This window comes from Micromonospora sp. BL4 (assembly GCF_003667505.1).
In the GTDB taxonomy this organism is placed as follows: Bacteria; Actinomycetota; Actinomycetes; order Mycobacteriales; family Micromonosporaceae; genus Micromonospora.
Window position 1 is genome coordinate 92,911 of record NZ_RCVJ01000116.1, and the last position, 16,585, is coordinate 109,495.

Genomic DNA, 16,585 nt, shown 5'->3' on the forward strand with positions numbered 1-16,585 from the left:
CGTGCTGCTCTGCATCGACATCGGAAACACCAACACCGTGCTGGCGACCTTCGACGGCGACAAGCTGGTGCACTCCTGGCGGATCAAGACCGATGCCCGCTCGACGGCGGACGAGCTGGGTCTGATGTTCCGGGGTCTGCTCGCCGGGGACAACGTCGAGATCACCGGCGTGGCCGCCTGCTCCACCGTGCCGGCCGCGCTGCGCTCGCTGCGCACCATGCTCGGCCGCTACTACGCCGACCTGCCGAGCGTGATCGTCGAGCCCGGCGTGCGGACCGGGGTTCAGCTGGCGATCGACAACCCGAAGGAGGTGGGCGCCGACCGGGTGGTGAACACCCTGGCCGCGTACACGCTCTACGGCGGGCCGTCGATCGTCGTGGACTTCGGTACCACCACCAACTTCGACGTGATCAGCGGTCGGGGTGAGTTCCTCGGCGGGGCGTTCGCCCCGGGCATCGAGATCTCCTTCGACGCGCTGGCCGCCAGGGCCGCCCAGCTGCGCAAGGTCGAGGCCACCAAGCCCCGCTCGGTGATCGGCAAGAACACCGTGGAGTGCCTCCAGGCCGGCCTGTACTTCGGCTTCGCCGGGCAGGTGGACCGGATCGTCGAGCGGATGACCGAGGAGTTGGGCGAGGTGAAGGCGGTGATCGCCACCGGCGGCCTCGCCTCGCTGGTGCTCAACGAGTGCCACAGCATCACCCACCACGAGCCGATGATCACGTTGATCGGCCTGCGGATGGTCTACGACCGCAACCTGTGACCCCGGTGGTTCAGCGCCGCCGGGCGCGCAGCACCAATGTCCGGTACGGCAGCTCGACGGTTTCCCGGCCGACCAGGGCGGGGTGGGTGTCCAGGAGGTCGGTCAGCTCCCGCTGGACCCGCTGCTGATCCTCGGCGGAGGCGGTGAGCCAGTACGAGCGGGTGCGGACCATGCCGAACAACTCGTCCGGGGTGAGGGTGACGCGGTGCGCGAACTCGTCCACCTCGATCGCGTCGAACGCGGGGCCGAAGTCCGCGTACTCGCCGAACAGGCTGGCGGACTTGTCACCGAAATGGGCGATCCGTCCCAGGTCGTCCACCCAGTCCACGCGGTCGTCGCGGATGTTCCAGATGGGGGCGAAGGTGCCGCCGGGCCGGAGCACGCGGGCGATCTCGGCGTGCGCGGGCTCCCGGTCGAACCAGTGGTACGCCGTTCCAGCCAGCACCGCGTCCGCCGCGCCGTCGGGCAGCGGAACGGCCTCGGCGCTGCCCGCGAGCGCCGTCGTGCCCGGGGTGCTGGCGGCGAGCTGCGCCCGCATCCCCGGATCGGGCTCGACGGGTACGACCTCGTGGCCCAGCGCCAGCAGAGCGCGGGTCAGGATGCCGGTGCCCGCCGCGAGATCGACGACACGGGCGTCGCTCAGCCCGTCGAGTGCCCACCGGACAGCGGCATGCGGGTAGCGGGGTCGAAAACGGTCGTAATCGCTCGCGGCGGCGCCGAAGGAGAGGGCGGGAGTGTGATCGACCATGACGCGCAGGTTATCCGCTAACGACCCCCAGGGCGCTTGAGTACGCTCGGGCCTGACCCCCCGTATCTCCGTGACGAGGAAGCGTGCCGTGAGCGAGCAGAACGCCGTGCCAGTGGACCCCGCCGACGACCTTCCCGAGCAGATGAAGGTCCGCCGGGAGAAGCGGGACCGGATGATCGCCGACGGCATCGAGGCCTACCCGGTCGGATTCCCCCGCACCACCACCCTGTCGCAGGTCCGGGAGCGCTACGCCGACCTGCCCACCGACACCGCCACCGGCGACCAGGTCTCGGTCACCGGCCGGGTGATCTTCGTACGCAACACGGGCAAGCTCTGCTTCGCGACCCTGCGCGACGGCGACGGCACCGAGTTGCAGGCGATGCTGTCGCTCGACCGGGTCGGGCCGGAGCGGCTGGAGGCCTGGAAGCGGCTGGTGGACCTCGGCGACCACGTCGGCGTCACCGGCGAGGTGATCACCAGCCGTCGGGGCGAGCTGTCCGTGCTGGCCGAGCGCTGGGAGATGACCGCCAAGGCGCTGCGGCCGTTGCCGGTGGCGCACAAGCCGCTCTCCGAGGAGGCGCGGGTCCGGCAGCGCTACGTCGACCTGATCGTCCGGCCGCAGGCCCGGCAGATGGTCCGTACCCGGGCCGCGGCGGTGCGCAGCCTTCGCGATTCGCTGCACGGGCAGGGCTTCATCGAGGTGGAAACTCCGATGTTGCAACTGCTGCACGGTGGCGCGGCGGCCCGACCGTTCGTGACCCACAGCAATGCGTTGAACACCGATCTGTATCTGCGAATCGCTCCGGAACTGTTTCTCAAGCGCGCGGTGGTCGGCGGTGTGGACCGAGTCTTCGAGATCAACCGCAACTTCCGTAATGAGGGTGTCGACTCTTCGCACTCACCGGAGTTCGCGATGCTGGAGACGTACGAGGCGTACGGCGACTACGACACGATGGCCGAGTTGACCCGCAATCTCGTGCAACAGGCTGCGATCGCGGTCAGCGGCTCGACCGTGGTGACGCACGCCGACGGTCGGGAGTTCGACCTGGGTGGTGAGTGGCGGTCGGTGACCCTGTTCGGGGTGCTTTCCGAGGCGCTCGGCGAGGAGGTCACGGTCCGCACCGAACGGTCCCGCCTGGTTGAGTACGCCGACAAGGTGGGATTGGCCGTGGACCCGAAGTGGGGCCCCGGCAAGCTGGTCGAGGAACTGTTCGAGGAGCTGGTCGTCCCCGGTCTGGTGGCACCCACCTTCGTCCGCGACTACCCGGAGGAGACCAGCCCGCTCACCCGGGCGCACCGCAGCGAGCCGGGGCTGGCCGAGAAGTGGGACCTCTACGTGCTCGGGTTCGAGCTGGGCACCGCGTACTCCGAGCTGGTCGACCCGGTGGTGCAGCGGGAGCGGCTGGTGGCCCAGGCGCAACTCGGCGCTCGTGGCGACGACGAGGCGATGCGTCTCGACGAGGACTTTCTCCGGGCGATGGAGTACGGAATGCCTCCGGCCGGCGGTATGGGAATGGGAATCGACCGGCTGTTGATGGCCCTGACCGGGCTCGGAATTCGGGAAACGATCCTCTTCCCGTTGGTCCGCCCCGAGTAGTCCGGCTCGGCTCGTGCCGCGTCGATACCGCATCCTATTGACGGGGCGAGCGGCGCGCGGGTTATTGTGCTCTCGTTAGCAGGAGCACCCTGCTCGAAAGGATTGTGGGACGTGGCCAAGCAGATCATTCACAAGCTGGTCGATGACCTGGACGGCGGGGACGCGGACGAGACCGTCAAGTTCGCCCTCGACGGCGTTCAGTACGAGATCGACCTGTCGAGTTCCAACGCCGCGAAATTGCGCGACGTATTCGCTCCATACGTGGGCGCCGGCACCAAGGTGGGCCGGGGCGGCGTGGTCATCGGTGGACGGGCCGCCCGCGGCCGGGGCGGCGCGACCGCCGACCGGGAGCAGAACAAGGCGATCCGGGAGTGGGCCAAGAAGGCCGGCAAGGACATCTCGGACCGGGGGCGCATCCCGCAGGAGATCGTCGACGAGTACCACGCGAAGCGCTGATCAGTCAGCAGTCTGGTGGCCAGCGGCCGCCGCAGGGCGACACCGACGCCGGGCCGGAGCATTCTCCGGGCCGGCGTCGCCTGTATTCCCGCCGGCCGCCGGCGGGGTGCCGGAGGCCGATCCGGGGATCGGGGAAGCATTCCCCGGCGACCGACGTTGTCCACAACCAGTGGAGCAGCTGTCCACAGCCTGTGGACAACCTTCCCAAGGCCGGGCGCGGCGTTCGTCGCCAGCGCCGGTCCCCCTTCCCGGAGCCTTCCGGAGCCGGGAGAGGGCTTCCGTCGCGCCAGTCGGATTTCGCTCTGCGCGTAGCGACAGGGGTACCGGAACACCTCCTGAGCGCGGACGGTTGTGCAAAACGACGTGGAACCGACCCGTACCCGAGACACACGACCTCAGCTGAGTCGGTCAGCGACGATAGAGTAAGGAGGCACGGACGCCCGTCCCGGACGTTCGTGCACCGGCCCCGCCAAGATCTTGACCATCAAGGCGCACGGCACGTGAGGAGCACGAGGGCATGTTCGAGCGGTTCACCGACCGAGCGCGACGGGTTGTCGTCCTGGCCCAAGAAGAGGCCCGGATGCTCAACCACAACTACATCGGTACGGAACACATCCTGCTGGGCCTGATCCACGAAGGTGAAGGCGTCGCGGCAAAGGCCCTGGAGAGCCTCGGCATCTCCCTGGAGGGCGTCCGTCAGCAGGTCGAGGAGATCATCGGCCAGGGCCAGCAGGCGCCGAGCGGGCACATCCCGTTCACGCCGCGGGCCAAGAAGGTGCTGGAGCTGTCGCTGCGCGAGGCGCTGCAGCTCGGCCACAACTACATCGGCACGGAGCACATTCTGCTCGGTCTGATCCGCGAGGGTGAGGGCGTCGCCGCCCAGGTGCTGGTCAAGCTCGGCGCCGACCTCAACCGGGTCCGCCAGCAGGTGATCCAGCTGCTCTCCGGCTACCAGGGCAAGGAGCCGGCCGCGGCGGGCGCCGCGCCGGGTGAGGCTGCGCCGTCGACCAGCCTCGTGCTGGACCAGTTCGGCCGCAACCTGACCCAGGCCGCCCGCGAGGGCAAGCTCGACCCGGTCATCGGGCGCGAGAAGGAAATCGAGCGGGTCATGCAGGTGCTCTCCCGCCGTACCAAGAACAACCCGGTCCTGATCGGTGAGCCCGGCGTCGGTAAGACCGCCGTGGTGGAGGGCCTGTCCCAGAAGATCATCAAGGGCGAGGTGCCCGAGACGCTCAAGGACAAGCAGCTCTACACGCTCGACCTCGGTGCGCTGGTCGCCGGTTCCCGCTACCGCGGTGACTTCGAGGAGCGCCTCAAGAAGGTGCTCAAGGAGATCCGCACCCGCGGCGACATCATCCTGTTCATCGACGAGATCCACACCCTGGTGGGTGCGGGTGCCGCCGAGGGCGCGATCGACGCGGCGAGCATCCTCAAGCCGATGCTGGCCCGTGGTGAGCTGCAGACCATCGGCGCCACCACGCTCGACGAGTACCGCAAGCACCTGGAGAAGGACGCCGCCCTCGAGCGCCGGTTCCAGCCGATCCAGGTGGGTGAGCCGTCGCTGGCGCACACCATCGAGATCCTCAAGGGCCTGCGCGACCGCTACGAGGCGCACCACCGCGTGAGCATCACCGACGCGGCTCTCGTGGCTGCCGCAACTCTGGCCGACCGGTACATCTCCGACCGCTTCCTGCCGGACAAGGCGATCGACCTGATCGACGAAGCCGGTGCCCGGATGCGGATCCGCCGGATGACCGCGCCGCCAGACCTGCGCGACTTCGACGAGCGCATCGCCCAGGTGCGTCGCGACAAGGAGTCCGCGATCGACGCGCAGGACTTCGAGCGCGCCGCCCAGCTGCGCGACAAGGAGAAGCAGCTCCTCGGCCAGAAGGCGCAGCGGGAGAAGGAGTGGAAGGCCGGTGACCTGGACGTCGTCAGCGAGGTTGACGACGAGCAGATCGCCGAGGTGCTCGGCAACTGGACCGGCATCCCGGTCTACAAGCTGACCGAGGAGGAGACCTCGCGCCTGCTGCGCATGGAGGACGAGCTGCACAAGCGCGTCATCGGCCAGGAGGACGCGGTCAAGGCGGTCTCGAAGGCGATCCGGCGTACCCGGGCCGGCCTGAAGGACCCGAAGCGCCCGTCGGGCTCGTTCATCTTCGCCGGGCCGTCCGGTGTCGGTAAGACCGAGCTGTCCAAGGCGCTCGCCGAGTTCCTCTTCGGCAGCGAGGATGCCCTCATCCAGCTGGACATGTCCGAGTTCCACGACCGCTACACGGTCTCCCGGCTCGTGGGTGCCCCTCCCGGCTACGTCGGCTACGACGAGGGCGGGCAGCTGACCGAGAAGGTGCGGCGTCGGCCGTTCTCGGTGGTTCTCTTCGACGAGATCGAGAAGGCCCACCCGGACGTGTTCAACACGCTGCTGCAGATCCTGGAGGACGGTCGGCTCACCGACGGTCAGGGTCGGATCGTGGACTTCAAGAACACGGTCATCATCCTGACCACCAACCTGGGCACCAGGGACGTCGCCAAGGCGGTGTCGCTCGGCTTCCAGGCGTCGGAGGACTCCGAGTCCAACTACGACCGGATGAAGCAGAAGGTCAACGACGAGCTCAAGCAGCACTTCCGGCCTGAGTTCCTCAACCGGATCGACGACACCATCGTCTTCCACCAGCTGCGCCAGAACGAGATCCTCTCGATCGTGGACATCATGATCCAGCGGATCGAGACGCAGCTGCGCAACAAGGACATGGGTCTGGAGCTGACCGACAACGCCAAGAAGTACCTGGCGGTGAAGGGCTTCGACCCGGTGCTCGGTGCCCGTCCTCTGCGTCGCACGATCCAGCGCGACATCGAGGACAACCTCTCCGAGCGGATCCTGTTCAACGAGCTGACCCCGGGCCAGATCGTTGTGGTGGACTGCGAGGGCGACCCGAACGACATCGACAAGTCCAAGCTCGTGTTCCACGGCGCGGACAAGCCGGTGGAGGTTCCGGACGCCGTTCCGGCCGACCTCGGCGGCACCGCCGCCGCGGGCGCGGACGAGTAGCACAAGCAGCAGCAAGAGGCGGGGCCTCGGTGGCGCAAGCCACCGGGGCCCCGCCTTTTCCGCTGTCCGTCCGCCCCGCCGAGCGCGCGGCTTTCGCCCGCGGCGGTCGTCACGCCCCTGCCCTCGTCCTCGGATTGATCGACTCGATGTCGGCGATGTCGGGGTGTCCCCGCATCGGGATACCGCGATGTCGGCGGTATGGAGTCGATCACCGCCTCGCGCGGCCGAGCCCGCCCTCGCGGGCCGAGCCCCGCCCTCGCGGGCCGAGCCCTCGCGGGCCGAGCCCTCGCGGGCCGACCGCCGGGGCGAGGCGGGGCGCCGGAGGGGAGCCGCGGGTCAGGTCGTGAGGTTGGCGGCGGGCAGGGACGGACCGTCGCCGGTGAGGCGGAAGGAATCGGTGCCGACCGGCTCCACGAGCCCGTCCTGCACCAGGCCGGCCAGGGCCCGGGCACGCTGCACGTCGTCGGTCCAGACCTGGTCCAGCCGTTGGTGCGGGACCGGTCCGGTGGTCTCCCGGAGCACCCCGAGCAGCAGTCCGCGTACCTGCCGGTCGGTGCCCGCGTACCGCTGGGGGCGGCGGGTGGGTCCGGCCGGCGTCTCCTGCCCGGAGGCCCGCCAGGCGCAGACCGACTCGACCGGGCAGGACGCGCAGCGCGGTGAGCGGGCCGTGCAGATCACGGCGCCCAGCTCCATGAACGCGGCGCTGGCCAGCGCCGCCGCGGCCGGCTCCGTGGGCAGCAGTTCCTCGGTCGCGACCAGGTCGGCCGGCCGGGTGACGGCTCCGGCGTCCGGTTCGCCGGCCACCGCCCGGCTGACCACCCGGCGCACGTTCGTGTCGACCACCGGGTGCCGCTGCCCGTACGCGAACGCGGCCACCGCCCGCGCCGTGTACGTCCCGACCCCGGGCAGGGCCAGCAGCTGCTCCAGCCGGTCCGGCACCTGACCGCCGTGCCGCTCCACGATCGCGACCGCGCACTCCCGCAGCCGGACCGCCCGCCGGGGGTAGCCGAGGCGCCCCCACATCCGAATCGCCTCAGCCGGGCTGTCCGCCGCCAGCGCGGCCGGGTCCGGCCAGCGGGCCAACCACGCCTGCCAGGCGGGGACGACCCGGACCACCGGCGTCTGCTGGAGCATGACCTCGCTGACCAGGATGGCCCACGGGCTGACCCCGGGCCCGCGCCACGGCAGGTCACGGGCGTGCTGTCGGTACCACTGGCTGACCAGGGTGGCGAAATCGGATTGAGTCATCGCGCCGTCGATGATGTCACGTGGTGCGGTCCCGCTGGATGGGCGGCTCGGGCGGGGTGTCACGGCGGCGGCCGGCGGATCGGGCAGAATGCCCGGATGAACGAGCTCGCGATCACCGTCATCGGTCGGGACCGGCCGGGCATCGTGGCCGATGTCGCCGAGGTGCTGGCCCGGCTGGGTGCCAATCTCACCGACAGCACGATGACCCGGTTGCGGGGGCATTTCGCGATGACCCTCATCTGCACCGGTCCGGCCGCCGCCGAGGTCGAGGCCGCGTTGGCGCCGCTGGCCGCCGAGGGCCAGCTTCTGGCGACGGTACGCGCGGTCACCCCGGACGGCGAGGTGGCCCCGGTGGGCGAGCCGTACGTGCTGGCGGTGCACGGGTCGGACCGGATGGGCATCGTCGCGGCGATGACCCGGGTGCTGGTGGACGCCGGCGGGAACGTCACCGACCTGAGTACGCGGTTGGCCGGCTCGCTCTACGTGGTGCTGGCTGAGGTGGAGTTGCCGGCCGGCGTCGCCGACGCGCTGACCGACCGGTTGCACCGGGCGGCCGCGGAGCTGGGTGTCGAGGTGACCCTCCGGCCGGCGGATCCGGACCTGTTGTGACCGGCGAGGGGAGCGGCCCGGACACCGGCCGGAGCGTCGGGACGTACGTGGGGCTGGGCGGGTGGACGCCGGAGTCGCTGGGCGTGCGGGGTGAGGTGCGTGCGGTGGTGTCTGCCCCGCACCCGGTGTTGAGCCGGGCCGGCGGCGAGGTCGATCCGGCTGCGACGGAGATCGTCCGGCTGGCCGCCGACCTGGTCGCCACGATGCGGGTGTCGCCGGGTTGCGTCGGTCTGGCCGCGCCGCAGATCGGGGTGGCCGCCCGGGTGTTCGCCGTCGACGTGACCGGGCATCCGAAGGCGGTCACCGTGCACGGCACCTTCGTGCTCTGCAACGCCCGGGTGGTCGAGGCGACCCGGTGGAAACCGGGCCGGGAGGGGTGCATGTCGGTGCCGGACCTGACCGGGGACGTGAAGCGGGCCAGCCGGTTGGTGGTGGAGGGCGACCTGCCGGGGAGCGGGGAGCCGGTCCGCCTGGTGACTGACGGCTTCGAGGCGCGGGCGTTGCAGCACGAGATCGACCACTGCGCCGGGTTGCTCTTCCTCGACCGGGTGGCTGGCGCACACGCCGTCTATCAGCGCAAGGTCTACCTGTGACGGTGCGCCGGACGATCGCTCCAATCCTCCTCAGTGGACGGTCTGTGGGTCGTGTGGGCGGCGCTCCGGCGCGTCGCGCCGGGCTGGGGCTGCGGCGCGGCTACGGTGGGAGGCATCATGCGTCTGACGGTCGGCCCCCTGCCACCCGCCGTGTACTGGCGGCGTCGCGTCGTCGTACTCGGAGCGGGGCTTCTCTTCCTGATTGTCCTGCTCTACTCCTGCACCGGCTCGGGTCGCTCCGACGGTCGACCGCAGGCGGGGGCGACGCCGACATCGGCTCCGACGTCCGCCGCGAGCCCGGGTGCCGGCGGGCCGGTGTTGACCCCGCAGACCGGCGCTCCGCCGGCGTCCGAGGATCCTGACACCGGGAGTCCGAGCCCGGAGACCACCAGCAACGACCCGCCGCCGGGCTCGGCCGCCGGGTCGGTGGACGACGGCACCTGCACCGACGCGGAGATCAGCGTGACCTCGGTGGCACGGCCGACCTCGGTTCAACGCGGCGCGGTGGTCGACCTGCAGCTCAAGATCAAGAACACCTCGGACCGGACGTGCAGCCGGAACGTCGGCGCCGACCTCCAGGAGATCTTCATCAAGTCCGGGGCCGAGAAGGTGTGGTCGTCAGACACCTGCGGCAAGGTCCAGGGGTCGGACCCGCAGTCGTTCACCCCGAACTTCGAGCGTGCCTACGAGGTGGGCTGGAACGGGCGGGACAGCAGCCGCTGCGACGGCAGTGGGCTGGCCGCCGGCCCCTTCCCCCCGGTCGGGACGTACCAGGTGTTCGCCCGGGTCGGCACCAAGCTCAGCGCGCCGGTGAAGCTCACCGTCACCGGCTGAGCCGGGTCAGACGTACCGCTCCAGGATGGACGCCTCGGCGAGCCGGGACAACCCTTCGCGGACGCCGCGGGCCCGGGCGTCGCCGACCCCCTCGACGGCCTGCAGGTCCTCCACGGTGGCGCCCAGCAGCCGCTGGAGGCTGCCGAAGTGCACCACCAGCCGGTCGACCACCGGCACCGGCAGCCGGGGCACCTTGGCCAGCAGTCGGAAGCCCCGAGGGCTGACCGCCGCGTCCAGCGCGTCCGTTGCGGCCGGGTAACCGATCGCCTTGGCCACCGACACCAGGTCGATCAGCTCGGTGGCACCGAGCAGGTCCAGCTCGACCAGCGCCTCGTCCAGAGTGCGGGACTTGCGGCCGACCGGCAGGTAGTCCCGGATGACCAGCGTCCGGTCGGCGTCCACGCCGGCCATCAGCTCGTCGAGCTGGAGGGCGAGGAGGCGGCCGTCGGTGCCCAGCTCGACCACGTAGCCGGCGATCTCGTCGGCGATCCGACGGACCATCTCCAGCCGCTGCACCACCGCCACCGCGTCCCGCACGGTGACCAGATCCTCGATCTCCAGAGCGGAGAGCGTCCCGGAGACCTCGTCCAGCCGGAGCTTGTAGCGCTCCAGGGTGGCCAGCGCCTGGTTGGCCCTGGAGAGGATGGCCGCCGAGTCGTCGAGCACGTGCCGCTGACCGTTGACGTAGAGGCTGATGATCCGCATCGACTGGCTGACCGAGATGACCGGGTAGCCGGTCTGCCGGGCCACCCGCTCGGCCGTGCGGTGCCGGGTGCCGGACTCCTCCGTCGGGATGGACGGGTCGGGCATCAGGTGCACCGCCGCCCGGACGATCCGGGTGCCGTCGCTGGAGAGCACGACGGCGCCGTCCATCTTGCAGAGCTCCCGCACCCGCGTCGCGGAGAACTCCACGTCCAGGGGGAAGCCGCCGGTGCACAGGCCCTCGACGACCTTGTCGTAGCCGAGCACGATGAGCGCGCCGGTGCGGCCACGCAAAATGCGCTCCAACCCGTCCCGCAGCGCGGTGCCGGGCGCCATCAGGGCGAGGTTCGCCCGCAGCGGGTCGCCGGCGCTCCCGGCGGCTCCCGCGGTCACGTTCACGCTGATCGGGCGGGCGGGCGAGCCCACGCCGCCGGTGCGGGCGTGAGGCGGCGCGCCGGCAGGCTTGGTGGTATCGCGGTCGATCGGCACGGGCACAGTCTACGGACTGCCGTGCGGTGGGTGCTGTCGTGGTTACTGTGATGTGTCACGATGCCGCCCCTTCAGCCGTTTCCCGCTTGCGGCATGCTGTCCGGTATCGCCGTCCCCGTCGCCACGGTGGGTCACTCGGCGGACGCGCGGGCCGCATGGTGCAGGGCCGAGCGTACGTCTGTGACCTCGGTCACCTGCATCTGCTCGGGACCGGCGCCGGTGCTGGCCGGGCCGCAGCCGGGCGGAACCAGGGCAACCTTGAACCCCAGCCGGGCCGCCTCGGCCAGCCGGCGGGGCACCGCCCCGACCCGGCGCACCTCGCCGGTCAGCCCCACCTCGCCGATCGCCACCAGGTGCGGCGCGATGGCCAGGTTGAGCCCGCCGGAGGCAACCGCCAGCGCGACCGCCAGGTCGGCGGCCGGCTCCACCACGCGAATGCCGCCCACGGTGGCGGCGAAGACCTCCCGGTCGTGCAGGGTGAGCCGCTCGGTGCGGCGTTGCAGCACCGCGAGCACCATTGCCAGCCGGGCCGAGTCGAGGCCGGAGACGGTACGCCGGGGAGAGCCGGCGACCGTCGCTCCGATCAGCGCCTGCACCTCGGTGACCAGCGCCCGGCGCCCCTCCATCGCCACCGTCACGCAGGTGCCCGGCACCGGCTCGGAGTAGCGGGTCAGGAACAGCCCGGACGGGTCGGCCAGGCTGCTGATGCCGCCCTCGTGCATCTCGAAGCAGCCGACCTCGTCGGCCGCACCGAACCGGTTCTTGACGCCGCGCACGAGCCGCAGCGAGGAGTGCTTGTCGCCCTCGAAGTGCAGCACCACGTCGACCAGGTGCTCCAGCACCCGGGGCCCGGCCACCTGGCCGTCCTTGGTGACGTGCCCCACCAGCACCGTGGCGATGCCCCGTTCCTTGGCGACCGAGACCAGCGCCGCCGTGACCGCCCGGACCTGGGTCACCCCACCGGGCACCCCCTCGGTGCCGGTGGTCGAGATGGTCTGCACCGAGTCGAGCACCAGCAGGCCCGGCTTGACCGCGTCGAGGTGCCCGAGCACCGCCGCCAGGTCGCTCTCCGCCGCGAGGTAGAGCTGGTCGTGCAGGGTGCCCATCCGCTCGGCGCGGAGCCGGACCTGGCTGACCGACTCTTCTCCGCTGACCACCAGCGAGGGACTGCCGGCGCCGACGGCCCACTGCTGTGCCACGTCCAGCAGCAGGGTGGACTTGCCCACGCCGGGCTCGCCGGCGAGCAGCACCACCGCGCCCGGGACCAGGCCGCCGCCGAGCACCCGGTCGAGCTCGCTCACGCCGGTGGGCCGGGCGCGGGCCGGCGCGGCGCTGATGGTGGCGATCGGCCGGGCGGGCTCCGCCGGCATCCGGGAGCTGACCACCCGACCGGAGACGGTCGGCCCGGTCACCGTGGACTCGACCACCGAGCCCCACTCGCCGCACTCCGGGCAGCGCCCCACCCACTTGGGCGGCTGGTGACCGCAGGCGTCGCACTCGTAGGCCGGACGTGGCTCTCGGGCGGTGGCCCGACCACGGGCGCCGCCGGCCGTGCCGCCGCGCGGAGAGGTCGATCGGGGAGTGGTCACATCAGGACGCTAGCCCCCGCGTACGACGAAAACACCCCGGCGTGGTGGGCACCACGCCGGGGTGTTTGTCGATGTCGGGTCGGGTCAGCCGTGGGTCGTGCCGCCCTCGTCACCCTCGTAGCCGCCCTCGCGCTCGATGATCGGCGACGGGGGAGCAGCCGGGGTGAGCGGCACCGCGATCGGCGCGGGGCCGGTGACCGTGTTGCCGTTGCCGAAGTCGAAGGTCACGAAGACGTTCTGCCCGGAGCGCAGCTCCTCGGTCAGGCCGATCAGCCGGAGCTGCTGGGTGGCCTCGGAGTTGAGCTGGAGGTAGCTCAGCGGAGCCAGCTCGATCCGGGCGGGCTGGCCCGGAGCGGAGGGGCTGGCCGAGCCCGACGCCCGCGCCGACTCCGGGGCGGACGGGGTGGCCGAGGACGAACCGGTCTCGGACGGGGTCGCCGACGGGCTGGCCGAGCCGGACTCGGAGGCGGACGGGCTGGCGGAGGCCGACTCCGAGGCGGACGCCGACGGGCTCGCCGAGCCGCCGGTGATCACCACCTCGCGGGCGCTCTCGGTGGTGACGGTGACCGTCACCGTGTCCTTCGAGTCGTTGTAGATCACGGCGTTGAGCGCCGCGTCCTGCCCCGCTCGGTAGCCCTCGGTGCCCGGGAAGTCGACCAGCAGGCCGCGCACCGCGAAGGCGCCGTTTCCAGCCGTGAGGTTGACGCCCTGGACCGACGGCTCCTTGTTGGCGGTCTCGGCGATCTGGCCGGTGCCGCACCCGGACGCCAGCAGGCTGGTCGCCGTCGCAATCCCGGACAGCAGCAGGGCCGCCCGCCGGGATCCCCTGATCGAGCGCGTCACGTCGGTCCTCCTCGTCACGATCCGCAACCGGCCGCACGCCGGGCACGGTGGCCATACCCGCGCAGACCGCGCTCCAGGGTAGTTGGAGCTGATCGAGGCCCGCACGCGGACCCGGGCAATGCCACCTTCCCGGGTGCCGGTCACACCACCCGACCGCTCGCCACCAGCAGGACCACGTCGATGAGGGCCACCAGCATCACCGCCCGGAAGGCGGCCACCGGTCGCCGGCCGGCCCGGACCGCCGAGCGCCCGGCGTACCAGCTCAGCGCCGGCACGGCGGCGGCCGCGCCGACCGCCGTCAACCCGATGGCCGACGGCGGCCCGGGCGGCCCGAGGACCAGGGCCGCGGTCGCCGCGAGGAGCAACCCGGCCGCGGCGGCCCGGCTGCCGGCCGCGCCCAGCCGGTGCGGCAGGCCCCGCACGCCGGTGCGGGCGTCGTCGGCGAGGTCGGGCAGGACGTTGGCGAAGTGCGCCCCGGCGCCCAGGCAGGCGGCCGCCGTCAGCAGCCAGGCCGGCGGGGTCGGCTCGCCGGGCAGCCCCAACACCACGAAGGCGGGTAGCGCACCGAAGGAGATCGCGTACGGCAGCACCGAGAACACGGTGGCCTTGAGCGGCCAGTCGTAGAGCAGTGCGGAGACCAGGGCGACGGTCAGCCAGAACGCCGCCGTGGGGTTCGTGGTGAGCGCCAGCAGCGGGCAGGCCACCGCGGCCGCCGCCGCGGCCCAGGCCGTGGTGCGCCGGCCGACCGCGCCGGCGGCGACCGGCTTGTCGGTACGCCCCACCGTGGCATCCCGCTCCGCGTCCAGCGCGTCGTTGGTCCAGCCCACGGCGAGTTGGCTGGCCAGCACCGCGAGCACCACGGACGCGACTCCGGCTGGCCGGTGCCCCACTCCCCAGGCCAGCAGACCCGCCACTGTGGTCACCGCTGCGGCCGGTTCCGGATGGCTCGCCCTGACCAGCCCTAACACCCTCGACGACATAAGGGAAGTCTGGTCGTTACCGAGCAGTCGTGCCACGCTCGGAACCATGCGAGACGTGGCTGCGGCCGCGGCGTCCACCGGCCCCCGGGTGCTGCCGCGCAACGATCCGCGCCAGTACGACGATCTGGCCGACGAGTGGTGGCGGCCGGATGGCGCGTTCGCGATGCTGCACTGGCTCGCCGAGGCCCGCGCGGCGCTGGTGCCGCCGGCTTCCCGCCCCGACGCGCTCCTGGTCGACCTGGGCTGCGGCGCCGGGCTGCTCGCGCCGCACCTGGCCGGAAAGGGATACCGGCACGTCGGGGTCGACCTGACCCGCTCGGCGCTGGTCCAGGCCGCCGGGCACGGGGTACGCGTCATCCAGGGTGATGCCACCGCGGTCCCGCTGCCCGACGGCTGTGCCGACGTGGTTTCAGCGGGTGAGCTGCTGGAACATGTGCCGGCGTGGCCGCGCGCGGTGGCGGAGGCGTGCCGGCTGCTGCGTCCGGGCGGCCTGCTGGTGCTGGACACCCTGAACGACACCGCGCTGGCCCGGCTGGTCGCGGTGCGGATCGCCGAGCGACTGCCGACCGTGCCGCGTGGCATTCACGATCCACGGTTGTTCGTGGACGCCCGGGAGTTGGTGGCCGAGTGCTCCCGGCACGGCGTCGAGTTGCGCCTGCGTGGCATCCGACCGCAGGTCGGTGGCCTGGTCACCTGGCTGTTGCGACGGGCCCGCGCGGCCCGGACGCCCGGCGCGGCGCCCGCCGGCCGTGCGCCGCGCATCGTGCCGACCCGGTCGACCGCTGTGTTGTACCAGGGCCGGGGAGTCCGAAACGGATAGTCCGGCCGTGGCGGGGGTAAGGGACGCCGAGAAGGGGGCAATATGACGGTGCACGCGCTGGAGGCGGCCCGCCGGTTGGCGCCGCGGTTCGCCGCGCGGGCGGCGGAGCATGACCGGGACGGCTCCTTTCCGGTCGAGGACTTCCGTGACCTGCGGGAGGCCGGCCTGTTCGGGTTGATGGTGCCCCGGTCGCTGGGTGGCCTGGGGGCCAGCTTCGCCGAGTACGCCGCGGTGGCAACCGAACTTGCCCGAGGCAACGGCGCGACCGCCCTGGTGTTCAACATGCACGCCTCGGTGACCGGCGCGTTGGGCGCGGTCACCGAGGAGTTGGCCGAGGCGCTGGGCGTGCCGGACGAGGCGCTGGCCGCTCGGGACCGGCTGCTCACCGCCGCGGCGCAGGGCTCCTGGTACGCGGTGGCGATGAGTGAGCGCGGCGCCGGCGCCCGGCTCTCCCAGTTGAGCACGGTCTACGAGGCGACCGACGCGGGCTGGCACCTCAAGGGGAGCAAGACGTTCTGCTCCGGCGCCGGGCACGCCGACGGTTACCTGGTGGCCGCCCGCAGCACCGCCGACCAGTCGGTGGTCTCCCAGTTCCTGGTGCCGGCCGGTGACGGGTTGACCGTCGAGCCGACCTGGGACGCGCTCGGCATGCGTGCCACCTCCTCGCATGACCTGCACCTGGACGTCACCGTGCCGGCCGACCGGCTGCTGGGCGGGGTGGAGGGGTTGGCCCTGGTGGTCGCGCAGCTGATGCCGCACTGGTTGGTGGCCAGCTACGCGGCGGTCTACGTGGGGGTGGCCCGCGCCTCGATCGACGCGGCGGCCGAGCACCTCAACGCCCGCAACCTGGCCGGCCTGCCGGCGGTGCGCGCCCGGCTGGGGCGGGCGGACGCGGCCACGGCCGCGGCCCAGCTGGTGGTGGCCGAGGCGGCCCGCCGGGTGGACGAGGCGCCCGGTGACGCGGAGACCAACCGCTGGGTGTGGCGGGCGAAGCTGCTCGCCGGCACCACGGCCGCCGAGGTGGCGGCGTCGATGCTGGAGGCGGCGGGCACCTCGGCGACCCGGCGCGGCCATCCGTTGGAGCGGCTCTACCGGGACGCCCGCTGCGGCTCGCTGCACCCGGCCACGTCGGACGTCTGCGCCGACTGGCTCGGCATCGCGGCACTGGGCGGTGACCCGGACCGTGACGGATGGGCCCCGCGTTGGTGAGCCGGCGCGGCCGGGCCGGCGTGGAGGAACGACCGGCCGAGGTGGCCGGGGGGAGGAAC

General features: G+C 72.0%; 15 protein-coding genes. 9 read left to right on the top strand and 6 right to left on the bottom strand.

The genetic code is table 11. From position 1 onward, the window contains the following. The first annotated feature begins 1 nt into the window (after position 1). Positions 2-760: a type III pantothenate kinase gene (locus EAD89_RS12845; protein ID WP_121653424.1), complete on the top strand. Its 759-nt coding sequence runs from the start codon at positions 2-4 to the stop codon at positions 758-760. Between the two features lie 10 nt (positions 761-770). Here EAD89_RS12845 and EAD89_RS12850 read toward each other — a convergent pair whose 3' ends face one another. Then, on the bottom strand, positions 771-1,508 hold the full coding sequence (locus tag EAD89_RS12850; protein ID WP_121675865.1) for a class I SAM-dependent methyltransferase: 738 nt from the start codon (positions 1,506-1,508) through the stop codon (positions 771-773). An 88-nt stretch (positions 1,509-1,596) separates the two neighbouring features. On the opposite strand from EAD89_RS12850, the gene lysS reads away from it, so the two are divergent. From lysS to EAD89_RS12865, 3 genes are all read left to right on the top strand, one after another. Continuing rightward, on the top strand, positions 1,597-3,105 hold the full coding sequence (gene lysS / locus EAD89_RS12855) for a lysine--tRNA ligase (protein ID WP_121653422.1): 1,509 nt from the start codon (positions 1,597-1,599) through the stop codon (positions 3,103-3,105). A gap of 111 nt (positions 3,106-3,216) precedes the next feature. Next, positions 3,217-3,561, top strand: coding sequence for an Lsr2 family protein (locus EAD89_RS12860; RefSeq protein WP_074318984.1), 345 nt, complete (start codon positions 3,217-3,219; stop codon positions 3,559-3,561). 517 nt (positions 3,562-4,078) lie between these two features. Next, entirely contained in the window at positions 4,079-6,610 is a 2,532-nt protein-coding gene (locus EAD89_RS12865) for an ATP-dependent Clp protease ATP-binding subunit (RefSeq protein WP_121675866.1), read from the top strand. Between the two features lie 336 nt (positions 6,611-6,946). On the opposite strand, the gene EAD89_RS12870 is transcribed toward EAD89_RS12865, so the two are convergent. Then, positions 6,947-7,858 (bottom strand): A/G-specific adenine glycosylase, encoded by a 912-nt coding sequence (locus EAD89_RS12870; protein WP_121675867.1) that lies wholly within the window; start codon positions 7,856-7,858, stop codon positions 6,947-6,949. Between the two features lie 96 nt (positions 7,859-7,954). Between EAD89_RS12870 and EAD89_RS12875 the strand changes: the two genes are divergently transcribed. From EAD89_RS12875 to EAD89_RS12885, 3 genes are all read left to right on the top strand, one after another. After that, the gene (locus EAD89_RS12875; protein ID WP_121653419.1) at positions 7,955-8,467 is read left to right on the top strand and encodes a glycine cleavage system protein R; all 513 of its coding nucleotides are present in this window, start codon (positions 7,955-7,957) and stop codon (positions 8,465-8,467) included. Beyond that, the gene (locus EAD89_RS12880) at positions 8,464-9,060 is read left to right on the top strand and encodes a peptide deformylase (RefSeq protein WP_121675868.1); all 597 of its coding nucleotides are present in this window, start codon (positions 8,464-8,466) and stop codon (positions 9,058-9,060) included. Before EAD89_RS12875 ends, EAD89_RS12880 begins: the two co-directional genes overlap by 4 nt. A gap of 117 nt (positions 9,061-9,177) precedes the next feature. Beyond that, complete coding sequence (locus tag EAD89_RS12885; RefSeq protein WP_121653444.1) at positions 9,178-9,894, top strand: hypothetical protein; 717 nt, start codon at positions 9,178-9,180, stop codon at positions 9,892-9,894. A gap of 6 nt (positions 9,895-9,900) precedes the next feature. Here the strand turns inward: EAD89_RS12885 and disA are convergent, their stop codons facing one another. From disA to EAD89_RS12905, 4 genes are all read right to left on the bottom strand, one after another. After that, entirely contained in the window at positions 9,901-11,085 is a 1,185-nt protein-coding gene (disA, locus tag EAD89_RS12890) for a DNA integrity scanning diadenylate cyclase DisA (RefSeq protein ID WP_121653443.1), read from the bottom strand. Between the two features lie 131 nt (positions 11,086-11,216). Further along, the gene (gene radA / locus EAD89_RS12895) at positions 11,217-12,674 is read right to left on the bottom strand and encodes a DNA repair protein RadA (RefSeq protein WP_121653417.1); all 1,458 of its coding nucleotides are present in this window, start codon (positions 12,672-12,674) and stop codon (positions 11,217-11,219) included. Positions 12,675-12,758: 84 nt separating this feature from the next. Next, positions 12,759-13,517, bottom strand: a complete 759-nt coding sequence (locus EAD89_RS12900; RefSeq protein ID WP_121675869.1) for a hypothetical protein — start codon at positions 13,515-13,517, stop codon at positions 12,759-12,761. Positions 13,518-13,657: 140 nt separating this feature from the next. Beyond that, positions 13,658-14,545 (bottom strand): UbiA family prenyltransferase, encoded by an 888-nt coding sequence (locus EAD89_RS12905; protein ID WP_233578582.1) that lies wholly within the window; start codon positions 14,543-14,545, stop codon positions 13,658-13,660. Between EAD89_RS12905 and EAD89_RS12910 the strand changes: the two genes are divergently transcribed. Both EAD89_RS12910 and EAD89_RS12915 read left to right on the top strand, forming a co-directional pair. Further along, a complete protein-coding gene (locus tag EAD89_RS12910; RefSeq protein WP_121655664.1) occupies positions 14,544-15,317 on the top strand; it encodes a methyltransferase domain-containing protein in 774 nt (257 codons plus the stop codon). The two genes, EAD89_RS12905 and EAD89_RS12910, sit on opposite strands and share 2 nt — an antisense overlap. Before the next feature lie 42 nt (positions 15,318-15,359). Beyond that, positions 15,360-16,526, top strand: coding sequence for an acyl-CoA dehydrogenase family protein (locus EAD89_RS12915; protein ID WP_121675871.1), 1,167 nt, complete (start codon positions 15,360-15,362; stop codon positions 16,524-16,526). Positions 16,527-16,585 lie beyond the last annotated feature (59 nt).

Coding starts and splice junctions, on each gene's coding strand:
- EAD89_RS12910 (WP_121655664.1), top strand. CDS start 14,544: ATGCGAGACGTGGCTGCGGCCGCGGCGTCCACCGGCCCCCGGGTGCTG.
- EAD89_RS12885 (WP_121653444.1), top strand. CDS start 9,178: ATGCGTCTGACGGTCGGCCCCCTGCCACCCGCCGTGTACTGGCGGCGT.
- EAD89_RS12875 (WP_121653419.1), top strand. CDS start 7,955: ATGAACGAGCTCGCGATCACCGTCATCGGTCGGGACCGGCCGGGCATC.
- EAD89_RS12850 (WP_121675865.1), bottom strand. CDS start 1,508: ATGGTCGATCACACTCCCGCCCTCTCCTTCGGCGCCGCCGCGAGCGAT.
- EAD89_RS12905 (WP_233578582.1), bottom strand. CDS start 14,545: ATGGTTCCGAGCGTGGCACGACTGCTCGGTAACGACCAGACTTCCCTT.
- EAD89_RS12915 (WP_121675871.1), top strand. CDS start 15,360: ATGACGGTGCACGCGCTGGAGGCGGCCCGCCGGTTGGCGCCGCGGTTC.
- EAD89_RS12870 (WP_121675867.1), bottom strand. CDS start 7,858: ATGACTCAATCCGATTTCGCCACCCTGGTCAGCCAGTGGTACCGACAG.
- EAD89_RS12865 (WP_121675866.1), top strand. CDS start 4,079: ATGTTCGAGCGGTTCACCGACCGAGCGCGACGGGTTGTCGTCCTGGCC.